The organism is Candidatus Curculioniphilus buchneri endosymbiont of Curculio glandium, from assembly GCF_964275155.1.
GTDB lineage: Bacteria > Pseudomonadota > Gammaproteobacteria > Enterobacterales > Enterobacteriaceae > Curculioniphilus > Curculioniphilus buchneri.
The window spans coordinates 804,592-821,653 of sequence record NZ_OZ193413.1 but is presented as its reverse complement, the minus strand read 5'-3'; the positions used below and the strand labels follow the sequence as shown (position 1 = coordinate 821,653).

Here is a 17,062-nt window from a genome sequence, read left to right as displayed (position 1 = left end):
ATAACTTATTACTTCACTGAAGCAGTGTGTGTAATATATCGATTACATGATATAAGTGAAGGTAGCAGATTATATCAGTGATATATGCCATTCTTTCTTGAATAAGAGATGTAAGTTATAGTTAAACTCAAAAATAAGTTTTTATGCATTATTTTAAAAATAAAAAAGTAAAATTTCTTAAAATTAATGTAAATAAGATCATTATAGATAATGCGAGTAAGATATTTAATCTTTTTAAAATATTTATAAATTAAATTTGATAAAGAACACCTAATCGAAAAATGATGTTTAATCATTCACTATTAAAAATAATTACGATTTTAAATTTATATGAAACTTTTAAACAACTATTTTAGTTATGATACATTTTACTAAAAACATAGAGGCTGACATGATTTTTAAATCTTGCATTACTCTGTGTATCAGGCGACATAGTGCAATATATATCTACATTAAATAAGATGAAATTTATCTTTTTCCAATTTGGATGTATAAACATAAGCTTTTTGATTAAAATTAATGTTATAATTTATCATGAAATACAATAGAGATGTTCTAACTATGTCGTATTATTGATATTTAATGGTTTCTTTAAAAATTATTGTACTTAGATGATACGTAACAACATTATTGAATGTAATATAACTTATTTGCTATTTTAAATACACTAATTGTATCTTTTAAAAAGTTTCTTAATTATATAATATTACTTTGTGGTATGCATTCCAAACTTAATGCAACTAATTTTGTATTCTAATGATTAGAAGAAAAATTCTAGACTGCATTAGTTGACATTTTAATTACTATGACTAGTAATAATAAAATTATATATTGAATATATCTATTAAAAATACTTAATAAATATTGCAAGCATAAAGTGATAATTAAGTTAATAATGTGGTTTTTTATCATTTAATACGACTATCTAACAATAGATCTATTGTATTATTTATAACCTATTCATTTCATTAACTATAATGTATTATTTAATAATCTATACATATTCATTATCGTAACCGTGTAATTCATGTTGAATGATAGATTTTAATATTGTAAAAGGACTCATTATGTATGCATTTTTACATGGTGTATTAAGATATACATTTTTGCTATAGTTGATATCATTTTTCATATTAATTTATTATTATATACTACACATTGTATGTAATGATATGTCTTAAGTATTAAGAATGATTAAAAATTTAAAAAATAAATAAAATATTAAATTATTATTTAATAATATTTTAATAATATTAAATATTATATTGATTGCTATATCACAGTAGTATCAAATCAACAAATATAATTAATTTAAATTTTATTTTTTAAAAATTTACATTATTTATTTATTTTATTAAATATAATTTTTTAAAAATATTTATTCAAATAAATAATAGTTTTTTAATAAATAATTAGTATCTAACTATCTACTATATCTGTCATGATAGAATCATGAGTATTCAAAAATGAATACTTAAATAATTAATATGATTTCCTTTAAGTCTAAAATAATATAATAATATATTTTGATTTAAACTAAAATATTTAACCTTATCGAATAATTATATATATAGACAGAATTAATTTTATATTAATGTTCATTAGTAAAAAATAATCAAGTAATATTATTACTTTAATACCTAAAATATAATGCTATTTCTAAAATATTTCTAATGTCTGATATGTTTAAATAAATGATAATTTAAGAAAAACTAATATATACTGAAACAATAGAAGTTTAAATACTTTAATTTTGAAAAAATTTTTATTTCAAAAATAATTTATGAAAAGAATTATGTATTCCTTATTTTTTTATTAGACGTTAAATAAGATTATATCTTATAATAAATATTTTCTTATTTAAAATCAATAAGATTTACAATATGTATAAAATATACTTTACTTTTAAAATTAAAAAATATTATGTAAAGATATTTTTTTAGAATCATGAATAATATAACGAATATAATAAAATTATATGTTTACTTAAAAATATTATATATCAATTTCATTGAAATTGAATGAAGTTCATTCTTCGAATTGCAATAAAAATTGCAATAATTTCAATAAAGAAATATTACTAAAATTAGTAATAAATAATGTAATTCTCATACAAATCTATATAGAATGTTTATTCTATATAGTTTATTACTATATAATAGTATTATTCAAAGTAATAATTACTTTTTATATAATAAATTTATTTTTTTAAAATAGTATTATTAGTTACTAGGTATAGTAACTGGAATAACATTTAGTATTACTTGTCTTAGTTATCAACTTGTAAAAATAATATTGAAACTAATAAGATATCAATAGATGTAAAAAAATCATATTAATAGATCATCATAGTATGATATTGAATGTAATAAATTAATACTATACTAATTATCATTTTATAATACTAGAAAATATCATCTTTTAATTATACTACTTGATAAAGTTATTTAACTTTATTATCTACAACAATAATTGATACATTACATTATTAAAATTAAATAAAAATTAGAAGCATAAAAATAATTATAGAATGAAGTTATAGGAATTTTTTCCAAAAAATAAGCAGCAATCATTAAAAAATGAAATACTAGAGCAATATAATTAATAGTATCAAAAAACACTATGTTAATACCATGTATTAAATTACACAATTTTATTGTGTAATTTAATAGCCTGTGGTAACTATTTTACACAGTACAAATAAAATAGAAAATGGAGTCACCTTAATTTAAGAAACTTGAATTATAAATTCATATATAAATTATAAAAGCTATTCCCATCACTAAACGTCTCGATTGAGAGATCTCAATTCGACCTTTTTTCATATTAATTCAATATAGTTAAAAACCACACTATTCATATCATAATAGTTATTATCTCATCTTATTACGCTGATACAGCACATCAAATCATACAGATTTTATCTGTAATCCATTATAAAATAATGTGGAATATAAACATGTTATTTGTTTTTGTAAGCAGAAATGCGTGTAAAGCCCGCAGCTAAATCCTTTACTAAATCATCAACATTCTCCAATCCAATATGTAATCTGACCAATGTACCAGTTAAATTAACGCTGCCAGCAGGACGAATTTTTGCCAGTTCCTCTGGTTGAGAGGTTAAAATAAGTGATTCATAACCGCCCCAAGAATAAGCAAGACTAAAATATGTAAAATGGTCTAAATATCTTGCTAACTGGATGTCATTTAATCGCCGCTTTAAAATAAATGAAAATAGACCGCTAGCACCAATAAAATCACGGACAAATAAATTATGGCCTTTAAAATTAGGCAGAGCAGGATGATTAACACTTTCCACTTCAGGACGTTTCTCCAACCATTTTGCAATTTGTAGTCCGTTTTTTCCATGTTGTTTGAGACGAACACTCAGTGTACGTAAACCTCTAATGGCCATATAAGCAGTATCAGCATCTACTACCTGTCCCATCAAATAGGATTGCTCACGTAGTTGATTCCAACAGCGTAAATTGGCTACTGCAATGCCAATCATTGCATCGGAATGGCCGATAAGGTATTTTGTACCTGATTGTAATGAAATATCGACTCCAAAATCGAACGCTTTCAACAAAATTCCGGCAGACCAAGTATTATCCAATATGATAACAATATTTTTATTTTTAATCCGTACGGCTTGTACAATTGCTGGAATATCTTGAATGTCCATGGTCATAGACCCTGGTGATTCCAGCATAATAATACGAGTATTATCCCTAATTAGATTACCGATATCTGCACCAATAAGTGGGTGAAACCAAGTGGTGGTAACATTCATTTTTTGAAGAATATAACGGCAAAATTTTTGAGTCGATTCATAGGCAGAATCGGTCATTAAAATATGGTCTCCAGCTGATAAGAAAGCGAGCATAGCAATGCTAATCGCCGCCATTCCACAAGGATAAAGAGCACAACCAACTCCACCTTCTAATTCTACCATTGCTTGTTGCAATGCAAAATGAGTAAGTGTGCCGCGACGGCCATAAAACAATTCTTGTTTAGCATGGTCGGAATCCAATTCTTTCTTTTTTTGTACGGAATCAAATACCAAAGAAGATGCTCGTTGGATCACTGGGTTGATCGATCCGTGGGTAAATGATTTTTTTCTTCCAGTGCTTACCAACAATGTTTCTATTTTTTTGGATCTCATGGTTTTGTTTTACCTTGTCTGAGATATAAAATATTACATTCAATAATGCAATCTTATGTATCTATCGTTATTAATATTACATTAATGGATGATAATTTTCGGCATATAGTGCTTGAAAAAATTATTATTAATACTAATCACCATGTGATAGTAACAAATATTTGTGTGTTGAATTTTAGGATTTAATTAATTATTGAATAAAATATAAATAATGTTTTGATATAAGTAGTAGATATCTACAATCATTAATCGTATTTATGTAATACAATAAATATTTTTAAGTAAATTGAGAATAAGCCATAGCAAACTTTTTATGTATTAAAGATGTCTATAGCGTATGAATTATATCATGTATACTATAATGAATAGACTAACTTAAAATAAATGAATGATTTTAACTAAATAAAATATGATTTATTACCCTTCTGTTCAAAAAGAAAATAATGAAATTTTAGATAATGTAATAGTCTTCTTGTTAATATATACAAGATATCTTGAGGCATATGATTTTGGTTGTTATATTGAATATCATAGCAGAGCTTGTATTTAAAATGTCTTTCAAAACTATTTCTTTTTAAATATTACATACTGTAATAGATTTTAATTTTTTACATTAAGCATATATGGCTTACATGCATTTATTAAATAAGTAATGACTATGACAAAGTCATATATCTCATTATATAGTATATAAGTGTATATGTTTTAATTTTTAATAGGATTTCTTTGAAGGTTAATAGACATACTAATAAAAAGGTATTGTATACAAAAATTGTATAATAATTTCATTATTCTCAAAGTCTTTAATATAATTTTTTATTTAAATAATTTAAACAAGGAACTATGATTCATAAAGAACTTCTTTTTTTAATTGATTTATTTAAATGATATAGATAATTCTATAACCGTGATTTTATGTTATGGTATCAAACCTATCATCTTTTAATTCTAGCTCAGTGAGCTGAACTATTAGGTTCATCAAGATAATATTTTATATCTTTAATTTTAAAAAACCGGATATTATCAATTATCACTTAATATGAATAATAAAACGAATAAGATGTTCTAAATATTAGATACATAATACCATATTATCTATATAATATTTTTATAATAAAGAAGGTATTATATTGATGTTTATATTTTATGTAATTTTACACTGAAATATTACCAGTAGTAATGGTAACTATTAGTTAAATCAATAAACTAAATTCAGATTAATCTTCTATGTAAGATTGTGGCGGTGAGGAAGGGATTCGAACCCTCGATACACTTTCGTATATACATGCTTTCCAGGCGTGCTCCTTTAGCCACTCGGACACCTCACCTTTATTGTGAAATTGATTGATATATTATGACTAAATATTATTAAAGATCACAATAAAATAAAAATAATGATTTATACTATCCTATTTTCAGATGCATTGACTTCAAATAGATTCTAATACTATTAATGTTCTTCGTGTTGAAGAAAGGAAAAAATTAGAAAAAGTGAATACTATCTGTTATTATACATCATAATGTAAACAATAATCAAGTTATTTGAAATAGTGATAATCAATACATCAAAATATATACTTAAGTTTTATATTTATAGCTAATTATCTACGATAAGATAATCGCATCTTTAGCAAAAAGATTCACGTCTAATAAAACTAACTTATGATCGTAATATAAAGAACTGTACTAAAAATTTATTTGTAATAAAAAATGAATAATTATATATCGTTGAGATTTTTATGAAAAATGTTTCTACAAATGCATTAGATAATGATAGCTAATTTTACAATTTACATAAATAAAAAAGTATTGATATTAGATTATGGATGAATAACAATGGTTTAATTTAAACTTTTTTCATCTGAAAAAAGTTTGTTAAAGTTTAACGTTAAATTATAATATTATGTAATAAAAACAAAGTTGAAATATTATGCTTTGAATGTAATTATCATATTAATAATAATCACCTATAAAATATAATTTTAGACATATATTTTATTAATATATATAGAAATATTATATAGATGATTTAGTCTAATATAAGTTATAAATAATTATTTCATATAACTACATTGATTAATTTTTTTAAAAGACTGCTATGAAATACTTTGAATGAATATGTCATAATATATTATATATGTGTATATAAAGAGAATAAATTTAAAAATTGATAAAAAAACATTAGTAAAAATAAAATAATAGTAAGCCAGATTCTATCTAAAGATATAAATCTAAAATAAATAATACATATTATATATTATAATAACATAATGATTCATTACATATAAATAATAAACCTTTAATTAATTTAATTATAATAGATAAAAAAGTGTTTTAACGTGTAATTATACACATACTTAAAATATTTTTTAAATATATAGTATTACCAATACTAATTGATATGAATCCGATTAATAGATAATTAGTGTTAAACTATATGATCATGTATATAATATAGATTATACTAAGATAGTGAAACGATAGATATAATATTTACAAAATTATTAAAAATAAAATAAATAACAGATTTTACAATCTCAATTTTCGAAAAGGCTAAAACTATATATTTTAAATAACATGATATCATATATAGTGTTACACAAATTAATAATCTCTTAAGAAGAGAATAATGCAGTGTAAGATATGTAATACAAATTTACTTTTAAAGTAGATAAAATAGATTAATGAAAAATGAAACTAAGGTGTTAGTTTATATGTGATACTACACGTTAGATCTTCTATTACTATTACCATAGTTTTTTCTAATTTCATTGTTTTTTAAACAATTATTGTTTTAGGTACGTATTTTTCTAGGTATTTAAGTATACTTTTATGCCATCTAATAGCATTTGAATGGAAAGCATAATCAGTAACAGTCCTATTAGCCGTTCTAATGCGCTCAATCCTTTATTACCTAATAAACGTAATACAACGTTAGACAACATTAAAACGATTACCGATAAGCTCCAAGCAATTATAAGAGCCCATGCCAGCTGATTAATTTGTTGAGGATATTGATGTGCTAATAGCATTAGCGTTCCTAAAATAGACGGTCCAGCGACTAATGGAATAGCTAAAGGCACTAAAAAAGGTTCTTCACTTGAAGATAAGATCTTTTCATAACTATTTGCTTCTTTAGGAGGAAAAAGCATTTTAATTGCGATTAAAAATAAAATAATACCACCTGAAATTGATACAGTTTCCATACGTATATTTAAGAATGATAAAATATGATCACCAATCAACAAAAAAATTAACATAATAAACAATGCGATTAACATTTCTCGTATTATAATGATTTTCCGATATTTTTGTTCTAGATGTTTCAATATTGATATAAAAATGGGTAAATTTCCAATGGAATCCATCAATAAAAAGAATAATATGGTAGTTGATGTTATTTTATTCATTATAACCTCAAAAATTTTTCGCCATCGGTGTATCAATGTGTAAAAATATAAATACTTTTTCTGAAAAGCAATACTCATTTAAAATGATTATATTTGATACTATATACCCCAAGTTTATACAATATAGATTTTATTTCTTGTTGGTGTTGTGAAGAAAGATTATATATCATTTTTTTGATTCTAAATCAGGATGTTAAAAATGAACAATGTAGGTTTTATCGGTTGGCGGGGAATGGTTGGTTCGGTATTGATGCAGCGCATGACCGAAGAACAAGATTTTAATACTATCCACCCCGTATTTTATTCTACTTCTCAGTATGGTAAGAATACATTAATAATTAATACTAACAAACATGTCCAACTACAGAACGCCTTTGATTTAGAATCTTTAAGAGACATGAACATTATTGTTACTTGCCAGGGTAATCATTATACCAATAATATATATCCAAAATTAAGAAACATAGGTTGGAAAGGTTACTGGATTGATTCATCATCATCTTTGCGTATGCTTGATGATGCTATTATCATCCTCGATCCTGTCAATCAAAAAATAATACAGAAAGGACTTGATCAAGGTATCAAAACTTTTATAGGAGGTAACTGTACTGTTAGTTTAATGCTAATGTCATTAGGTGGATTATTTTCCAAAGAATGGGTTGAATGGATTTCATTTTCTACATATCAGGCAGCATCGGGTGGTGGTGCACGTCATATGCGTGAATTATTGATTCAAATGGGTCAATTATACGGTATGGTTTCAGAGGAACTACAGGATTTAACATCTTCAATTTTGGATATTGAACATCGAATTACTCATCTAATGCGTAATGGCGTTTTGATGACGGACACTCTTGGAGTACCACTGGCTGGTAGTATTATTCCTTGGATAGATAAGGAATTAGACAATGGACAGAGTTATGAAGAATGGAAATTTCAAGCAGAAATTAACAAAATTCTTAATACTCATTCCATAATACCAATAGATGGAACATGTGTGCGTATTGGATCTCTACGTTGTCATAGCCAAGCACTTACACTGAAATTAAAAAAAGACATTCCATTATTAGAAATCGAACATGCAATTACGTCGCATAATGATTGGGTTACTATAGTACCTAATCACAGAGAAATATCGACATACGAATTGACACCAGTCGCAGTGACAAATACATTGAACATACCTATCGGCCGATTACGTAAACTTAATATGGGACCTAAGTATCTTTCGGCTTTTACTGTGGGTGATCAACTTCTTTGGGGTGCTGCTGAGCCCTTACGTTGCATGTTACGCTATCTAGTAAATCATTAATTTAATTTTTCAAGACACGTGTCAAATGTTTTTGATTGTCATCACACGATTGTGTCTCATGTTATCCATGTCATATTTTAAATAATCAGAAGAGTAATATTATTATAATATTCATTAATCAACCATTGATAATGAACCAATTAGTTTTCGAGAGTTATAATCTATACATTAATATAGTTTTTTATATTCAAACTTTTAATAGAACATAATTACTACATGGAGTAATTATTTAAAAATTAAATAGAATAAATTGAACTTCTTCAAATTGTTTTTCTATACTAGAATTGCACAATTTTTCTAATTTTTCATAATTTAGTATTGAAATTATATTTTTATTAAATTTAACAAGTTTATCGATTATATAATAAAATTAATTATAACAACAGAAAGTAAGGCTATTGTATATTTTAAAAACTCTAATAGTTAATCAATTTATGCTAAGAATAATCGTGATGATTCAAATAAATATAACCAAATAATTATTTGAATAAATAATACTTTACTATAATTCTTCATAAAGAAGAACATAATATTAAAGAAATGAAAAATTGAAATAATAATATTGAATTTAATTCATTTTCGAGAAATGAATTGGTTATTTCTCTAAAAAGTGGAAAAATAATCTTGTTAGATATGATAGAAATCATGTAATATTTTTCTATGACAATCGAATCCACGATCAAAATCAAAATTTAATAAATTACTAGTTGTGACATTTATATTTCATGTATTTTTGAATAATTGGTTCATTGAATATTAGTTGCTATGACATTATTTCGTACCAAATATTTTATCTCCTGCATCACCTAAACCTGGGATGATATAGCCTTTTTCGTTCAAACCGTTGTCGATAGCAGCAATATAAAGTTCCACATCAGGATGTGCTTTTTCTAAAGCTACTATTCCTTCAGGTGCTGCTACTAATACCAGTACTTTAATAGACGAACAACCAGATTTTTTTAATAAATCAATGGTAACGATCATTGAACCTCCAGTTGCCAACATAGGATCTACTACCAATGCCATACGTTTTTCAATGTGAGAAACTAATTTTTGGAAATAGGATACTGGTGTTAGAGTAATATTATCACGATATACCCCTACAATGCTTATACGAGCACTAGGTAAATTTTCTAATACCCCATCCATCATGCCTAATCCAGCACGTAAGATCGGTATCACCGTAATTTTTTTTCCTTTAATCTGATTAATTTTAACCGGACCACACCAACTTTCTATCGTGACTATTTCTGTTTCTAGATCAGATGTTGCTACATAGGTCAATAGACTACCCACTTCCGAAGATAATTCACGAAAACGCTTCGTACTGATATTATCAGCTCGCATCAATCCTAATTTATGTTGTACTAGTGGATGTTTTACCTCAACGATTTTCATATTGTATTTCTCATAGAGCACCAGACGATCAAAAATCGAGAAACTATTATAACGTTTTTAAATATGATATGCTAATTCTCTGACTAAGAATTACCAAGATTTTATTACTGTATTATAGTACATGGTATACCTAATATTAAATACTATTATTAATATAGCTTTATAATACAATAATGAAGATAAATTCTATTTTTTTTGATTCTGATCATATAAGAAATTATCAGTAGTTAGTAGCAATGAACATTGTAATTTATATCAGTTATATTTATATAATCTGTATTTGAAAATGGAATATCTTTTTTAAAATTATTTTTAGTTAAAAATATAAAATAAATTACACAGTTTAGTTTGCAAACTATATTGTCTATTGTCTGCATTTAGTTTACTAAGGATTTGTTAAGAGTTTATAATTTATTTCGATGTCAAAAAAATATTTAAAGCTATATGATATTGAATACCATTATAAAATAACTGACCATTCTACTAAATGAATCAAAACGAACATTAAATGACACTGATCATATCATTCATTATGTTACAAACTAAGAAATAAGGTTATATATTTTTGGTTTTTATATTTTTATACTGAATGGATAATACTGATATTTAGAAAGGTACTGTTCTATATTAACGATGTTATTTATTATACTCAAAATAGTTTATTAGATAGTAATTAATGTGTAGTATGTATTACGCTAAACCAATCTACAACATCACTGATGTTTATTAAATACAATATATTCTGATCCAGAAGATATCTTTGGATATGTACATCACATTGGAGAATACTCTTAATCCGTTATAAATGAACTATCAAAATATTACAAGTACGCTATGAAAATAGCATACATATCAAGTTTAAGAAAAAATTTCTCCATAAACAAAGCGTGAAAATTAATGTTTAAATTACATTGAGAAATAATATTATTATTTAATCAACATGCAATAAAAGTATTCTTATTAAAACTATTTTATGCTAAACATTACTTCGTAATGAAAGTGTGACTTCATATTTTAATGTTAAATAATGGTAATTCAATGAATAAAGAATTGTCACAATTTTCTAAATTAATATTAGATTGGTATCAATATTACGGTCGAAAAACTTTGCCTTGGCAGCTTGAAAAGACGCCATATACAGTATGGTTATCAGAAATTATGTTACAACAAACACAAGTTATAACTGTCATTCCTTATTTTCAGCGGTTCATAGCTACATTTCCTACTGTGATTCAATTAGCAACAGCTCCATTAAACAAAGTATTATATCTGTGGACAGGACTAGGTTATTACGCCAGAGCACGCAATCTGCATAATGCCGCTAAGATTATTATAAATAAATATCATGGGCAATTTCCTCAAGATTTTTCTTCAGTTTCTGCTTTACCAGGAATTGGACGTTCTACTGCAGGTGCTATATTATCTCTAGCGTTCAATCAACACTATCCTATTCTTGACGGTAATGTAAAACGAGTGTTAGCTCGTTATTATACTATTTCTGGTTGGCCAGGTAAAAAGGAAGTTGAACACATTCTATGGAAGTTAAGCGAACAAAGCATACCAATGCACAATGTTTCGGAATTTAATCAAGCAATGATGGATCTTGGTGCAATGATATGTACAAGATTACATCCAAAATGTGAAAGATGTCCGCTTAGATATAGTTGTAAATCTTATAGTACAAATAGTTGGAATGAATATCCAGGTAAAAGGCTAAAACGTATTTTACAAGAAAAAACCGCTTTGTTTCTTATTTTGCAAAGTAATAATGAGGTATGGTTAGAACAACGCCCAACATTAGGTATATGGGGTGGATTATTTTGTTTTCCACAATTTCCTGATTTGATAACGCTGAAAGCATGGTTACATAAGCATAGTCTTCAAGGTAAAAAAGTTAAAAAACTGTCAATATTTCGCCATAGTTTGAGTCATATTAATTTGAAAATTATGCCCATATTGTTATACATCAGAGAAAAAAAGTACATTCATGAAGAACAAGGATGTTGGTATGATTTAATTCAACCGATAGAAATCGGGCTTGCATTTCCAGCCAAACAATTGTTATTACAGTTGATCAAGTTATAGTAAATAATCTATATTCTACCAAAAAGTAATAATATTAAGAGATATAATGATGAATAGAATTATTTATTGTAAATTTCTAAAACGCAAAGCAAAAGGACAAAGTTTCCAAATTTATCCAGGTAAATTAGGAAAATTAATATATGATACTATATCTCAAGAAGCTTGGATACAATGGCAAAAGAAGCAAACTATTATCATTAATGAAAATAAACTGAGCATGTTAAATTTATCTGATCGTAAAAAACTCAATCAGGAAATGGTTAACTTTTTATTTAAAAATCAGGATATACATATCGATGATATATGCTGATCAAATAACGTCTGTCAAAAAGCTATCTTATCTAAACTATTTTTTTTGATATGGTCCTTTTACATGAAAAAGACGTTATTTTTATTGATCACTGTACTTTTACTGGTTTCTTGTTGTTTAAACAATCAAAAAAATATTAGTAATCAGTTACAAACAAAGGATACTAATAGTTTTAATATATTAGTAGCCCAGCTTGCCCATAATGTTGAAGATTTATGGGGATTAGGTAATGTTCTAATTGTTGGACCAAAAGATTATGTAAAGTATACTGATCGCTATACAATTAGAACTCATATTAATTTTGATGAAGGTATGATTACTATTGAAACTATATCTGATAAAAATCTAACTATTCGTTTACGTCAAGCAATCATTAATACATTATTAATGAATTGTAATCCAGCTACTATCGATTTTTATTCTGATTCAAACGACATTCCTATCAGTAAAAATCCATTTCTTTATGGACAAGTATTAGATGATATGGGTAAACCTATCCGTTGGATATGGAGAGCTTCTCGTTTTGCTGATCATTTACTAAGGACAAAGTTACAAACTTACATTAGTGATTATAAAAAAATTTGGTCAATTACTATTCCGCTAGTTCCTAACCATGTAGATAAGCGTGCCCATCAATACTTAGATCTTGTTCGGAAATATGCGCGACAATATGGTATAGATCAATCGCTAATCTTAACAATTATATATACTGAATCTCGTTTTAATCCTTACGCGATAAGCCGTGCAAACGCATTAGGATTAATGCAAATAGTTCAGCATAGTGCAGGACGAGATGTATTTAAAATGAAGGGTAAATGGGGACATCCAAGCAGAACTTATTTATTTAATCCCGAAAATAATATTGATACAGGCACCGCTTATTTAGCAATTTTACAAAATAAATATTTAGGGGGTATTATTAATTCAATATCACGTCGTTATGCAGTGATAACTGCTTACCATGGAGGTATCGGTAGCGTATTACGAGTGTTTTCGAATGATCGAAATCAAGCAATTCAAATTATTAATAAAATGACACCTGATGACGTCTATAAAGCACTGTATACTAAACATCCTTCATCAGAATCTCGTCGATATTTATACAAAGTAAATAAGTTGCATAAAAAATATTGGCGTTGACTTTGATTAAAGAGAGATCTTCTTCTATTTGATCTTTACTTTTATTAAATTACTTACATTTGAAATATTCAATGAAAGTAAATTATATTGATAAATTTATTGTTTTAAATGTTACTAGATTGAATCTAAGTTTCACAAATAATTTAGAGATAAAAACTTAGATCGATCATAGTGGTTAGTAAATTATGATGAATGATATATTAATATTATAATTTTCCTATATTTTTTTAAAAATTTTAATTTTAAAATATACTAAAAAAGCTATCTGTATTTTCGCTATGAAATAGTTCAGTTCAGACAATGATTTTTATATTTCATGCTGATAATATATTTCTTAAAATATAAAACTATGTCACTAATTTTTATCAAAAAGTGAAGTAGACAAAAATATAATTTTTTATATTAATAATGTATAAAGATTAATAATAGTTAATTTTTATATATTAAATAACGAAATTTATTTTGATTATGTAGGCATGTTTTAATTGAAAATAACCTAGTTCATTAAACTGATACTTAATCAAAATTTTAAATTAAACATCTACTATTAAAAATAGTAATATTGCATTTTCTATTGCATAATCTATTAAACGATGCATAGAAATACGATATGGAGACGATCTGGTAAATTATCATTGAGTGATATCATAATTGAAAATAAGAAAATAATTATTTTAAATAAACAGTGTAATAACGTGCATATTTGTTGTATTTTATATCTATAATTATTATTAATAATCATAAAGATATTCAATTATAAAAAATATATCTAATTTTATTAGATTATATTATATAGTCTATTGCATTTTAATTTTTTTAAACAAGCGATCAAATCGCTATGTAATTTAATTCTTATTAAGGAGCAACAGATATTATATCTGGTGATATATCAATTTTTAGATAAAAAAATACACTATTTTGATAGTAAAGTACAGGTATAAACTTAGATACACTATTATTCAATACTTTAAATTGCACTAATTAAAATGGAATTTTGCTCATATGTAGAATAAATATTAGTGATGATTCATGGTTAATTTGATTAATGATTAATATGTATTAAGTTTTTATTTTTTATATATTTAAAACATAATTTTTAGTAATATTTTGAATTAGATATAATGTATTTTTACATTTAATAATATTTTAATCATTTAAAATTTTTAAATGTTCATCAACGATGAACACTATTTTTACTATTATACACATATTAATAATATTATTGATTATATCCAGACAAAATCAATCAAGTACTAAGTTTCGGGATGAGTTAATATTTATGGTAGAAAATTATATTACAGACCATACTGTACTTCCAAAATTTATATGCGATATATAAATGGAAATAATCAGAGTAATATATTGATTTAATACAATAATCTACTAAAGTAAATTATTGTATTAAAATTATGTTTTATGAGTACTATCTAAAGTTTTTGACCACTCAACAATTACTGTAACGTAAATATATAATATTAGCCATAATCCTAGAATAGAAATAAACATTTTAAAAAAAGAATTATTTAATAAATATAACAATTTTATCTGTAGGTAGATCTAAATTTAAATAATGTAAATTATAAGTATAGTATATCTATTGAAAAATATAGAACTTATATATTACTCATATTAAATAACAGTTAATAATATATATCAAATTCATTGATAACACATATCAAACACGTTTTATTTAAAAGTAAATCTATAACAAATACTATTTGATAAAAATCAAAGAAATATTAAAAATAAAAATGCTATGCTTAATAGCTATTGTATTGAGTAGATTAATTTATAGATTTTATCTAAATTTTAGTATTTTATTAAAGCAATATAGTTTAATATTATTAAAAATAATATTGGTGTATTATTGTTCTGTTTTAATTATTTTGCATGCTTACCATATAAAATTCAGCTAAGTTAATACTTTTTAGTTTTAATCAAAAAAAGTAAAATCAAACAATGTCACGTTTTTTTCATTCACTTCAATGACTGAACCTTGCTGATTCCACGCACCTAAGACTACTCGGAGTCTGTTACCAGGCAAATAATGAATTGCTGGTTGATGTGTGTGTCCATGGATCATGACTGATGTATTGGTATGCATCATTAGAGACATAACTGTCTGTAGATTAACATCAAAATTTTTAGTGGTTTTAATGGAATGTCCATTGATGCTCTTTGCACGTATCATTCCTGTAATCTTTTTACGTATACAAAAAGGTAAGTCCAAAAATAATTTTTGTAGCCACCTTTGGTGTATCTTCCGACGAAAATTTTGATAACTAATATCATTAGTACATAAAGTATCTCCATGTAGAATTATAATTCTATGCCCATTAAATTGTAATATTCGTTGTGATGGTAATAAGATCATACCATAAGCTGCAGCATGATGTTTATCAATTAAAAAATCATGGTTACCGTGAATAAAATAACATGGAATACCGTATTGTCTTAATTCTTTGAGAGCTGAAGAAATAATATTATTCAATGGATTAGGATCATCATCTCCAATCCAAATATCAAATAAATCACCAAGAATATATAATGCGCTAGCATGAATAGCACGAGTGCGTAAAAAATAAAGAAAACCAGCAGTTATACTGTGTTTCTGATGACAGAGATGAACGTCTGAAATAAATAATATTGACATATTCGTAACAATAATGCATAATCTCGGTGAGCTCCTGCACATAATTTACCATGTAGTACACTTTATGTATATACCGTAAATATAAACTGCATTTTGTACTATTACCACTAAGTATGCTCTCAATCATATTATTACATATTCAATATCTATATATTTTTTTTTAAAAATATTTCAAAATTAATACAAGGTTACTTAATGCTTTTATTTCAGTATCATTAATTAAAAAAAATTATTAGTATTTTATAAATTTTTAATTTATTTTTATGTAGGTAAATTTGTTCCCATGATTCTATGCAATAAATTTGACCAATCAAGAAATAATTAAAATATTTTTAGAATATTATTTCTAATAAAATATCTGGTTATATTGTATATATATTTTAGCTCTGCTGACATTAAAAATGTCAATCTGTACCAGAAAAGGAAATTTAGAACTTTTTAAATAGATTCATAATTGATCTAATATTAGATTATTATAATGATATATATATGATATGAAGTGTAAGTTCAATCATGTCGTTATTATTTATTTTTTGTCATAAATTATATAGATAAAGTGAATAAAAGTAGTTTTTTAATTCATATATTT

8 protein-coding genes and 1 tRNA gene are annotated in these 17,062 nt (G+C 25.1%); 4 read left to right on the top strand and 5 right to left on the bottom strand.

What is annotated here, in order from left to right; genetic code table 11:
• Positions 1–2,962: 2,962 nt before the first annotated feature.
• The 3 genes from metC to ACICP0_RS02440 all read right to left on the bottom strand — a co-directional run bounded on the left by metC (position 2,963) and on the right by ACICP0_RS02440 (position 7,575).
• Entirely contained in the window at positions 2,963–4,165 is a 1,203-nt protein-coding gene (metC, locus tag ACICP0_RS02450) for a cystathionine beta-lyase (RefSeq protein WP_395479722.1), read from the bottom strand.
• Positions 4,166–5,403: 1,238 nt separating this feature from the next.
• Positions 5,404–5,493, bottom strand: a tRNA-Ser gene (locus tag ACICP0_RS02445).
• Between the two features lie 1,482 nt (positions 5,494–6,975).
• Positions 6,976–7,575: a YhgN family NAAT transporter gene (locus tag ACICP0_RS02440; protein ID WP_395479720.1), complete on the bottom strand. Its 600-nt coding sequence runs from the start codon at positions 7,573–7,575 to the stop codon at positions 6,976–6,978.
• Positions 7,576–7,774: 199 nt separating this feature from the next.
• Between ACICP0_RS02440 and asd the strand changes: the two genes are divergently transcribed.
• Positions 7,775–8,887 carry an aspartate-semialdehyde dehydrogenase gene (gene asd / locus ACICP0_RS02435; RefSeq protein WP_395479719.1) on the top strand — a complete coding sequence of 371 codons (1,113 nt, stop codon included), beginning with the start codon at positions 7,775–7,777 and terminating at the stop codon, positions 8,885–8,887.
• A gap of 771 nt (positions 8,888–9,658) precedes the next feature.
• Here asd and upp read toward each other — a convergent pair.
• Complete coding sequence (gene upp / locus ACICP0_RS02430) at positions 9,659–10,285, bottom strand: uracil phosphoribosyltransferase (RefSeq protein ID WP_395479718.1); 627 nt, start codon at positions 10,283–10,285, stop codon at positions 9,659–9,661.
• 1,038 nt (positions 10,286–11,323) lie between these two features.
• On the opposite strand from upp, the gene mutY reads away from it, so the two are divergent.
• From mutY to mltC, 3 genes are all read left to right on the top strand, one after another.
• The gene (mutY, locus tag ACICP0_RS02425; protein WP_395479717.1) at positions 11,324–12,370 is read left to right on the top strand and encodes an A/G-specific adenine glycosylase; all 1,047 of its coding nucleotides are present in this window, start codon (positions 11,324–11,326) and stop codon (positions 12,368–12,370) included.
• A 49-nt stretch (positions 12,371–12,419) separates the two neighbouring features.
• Positions 12,420–12,680, top strand: coding sequence for an oxidative damage protection protein (locus ACICP0_RS02420; protein WP_395479715.1), 261 nt, complete (start codon positions 12,420–12,422; stop codon positions 12,678–12,680).
• Positions 12,681–12,743: 63 nt separating this feature from the next.
• Positions 12,744–13,820 carry a membrane-bound lytic murein transglycosylase MltC gene (gene mltC, locus ACICP0_RS02415; protein WP_395479714.1) on the top strand — a complete coding sequence of 359 codons (1,077 nt, stop codon included), beginning with the start codon at positions 12,744–12,746 and terminating at the stop codon, positions 13,818–13,820.
• A 1,933-nt stretch (positions 13,821–15,753) separates the two neighbouring features.
• Here the strand turns inward: mltC and ACICP0_RS02410 are convergent.
• A complete protein-coding gene (locus ACICP0_RS02410) occupies positions 15,754–16,473 on the bottom strand; it encodes a UDP-2,3-diacylglucosamine diphosphatase (protein ID WP_395480254.1) in 720 nt (239 codons plus the stop codon).
• Positions 16,474–17,062: the final 589 nt, after the last annotated feature.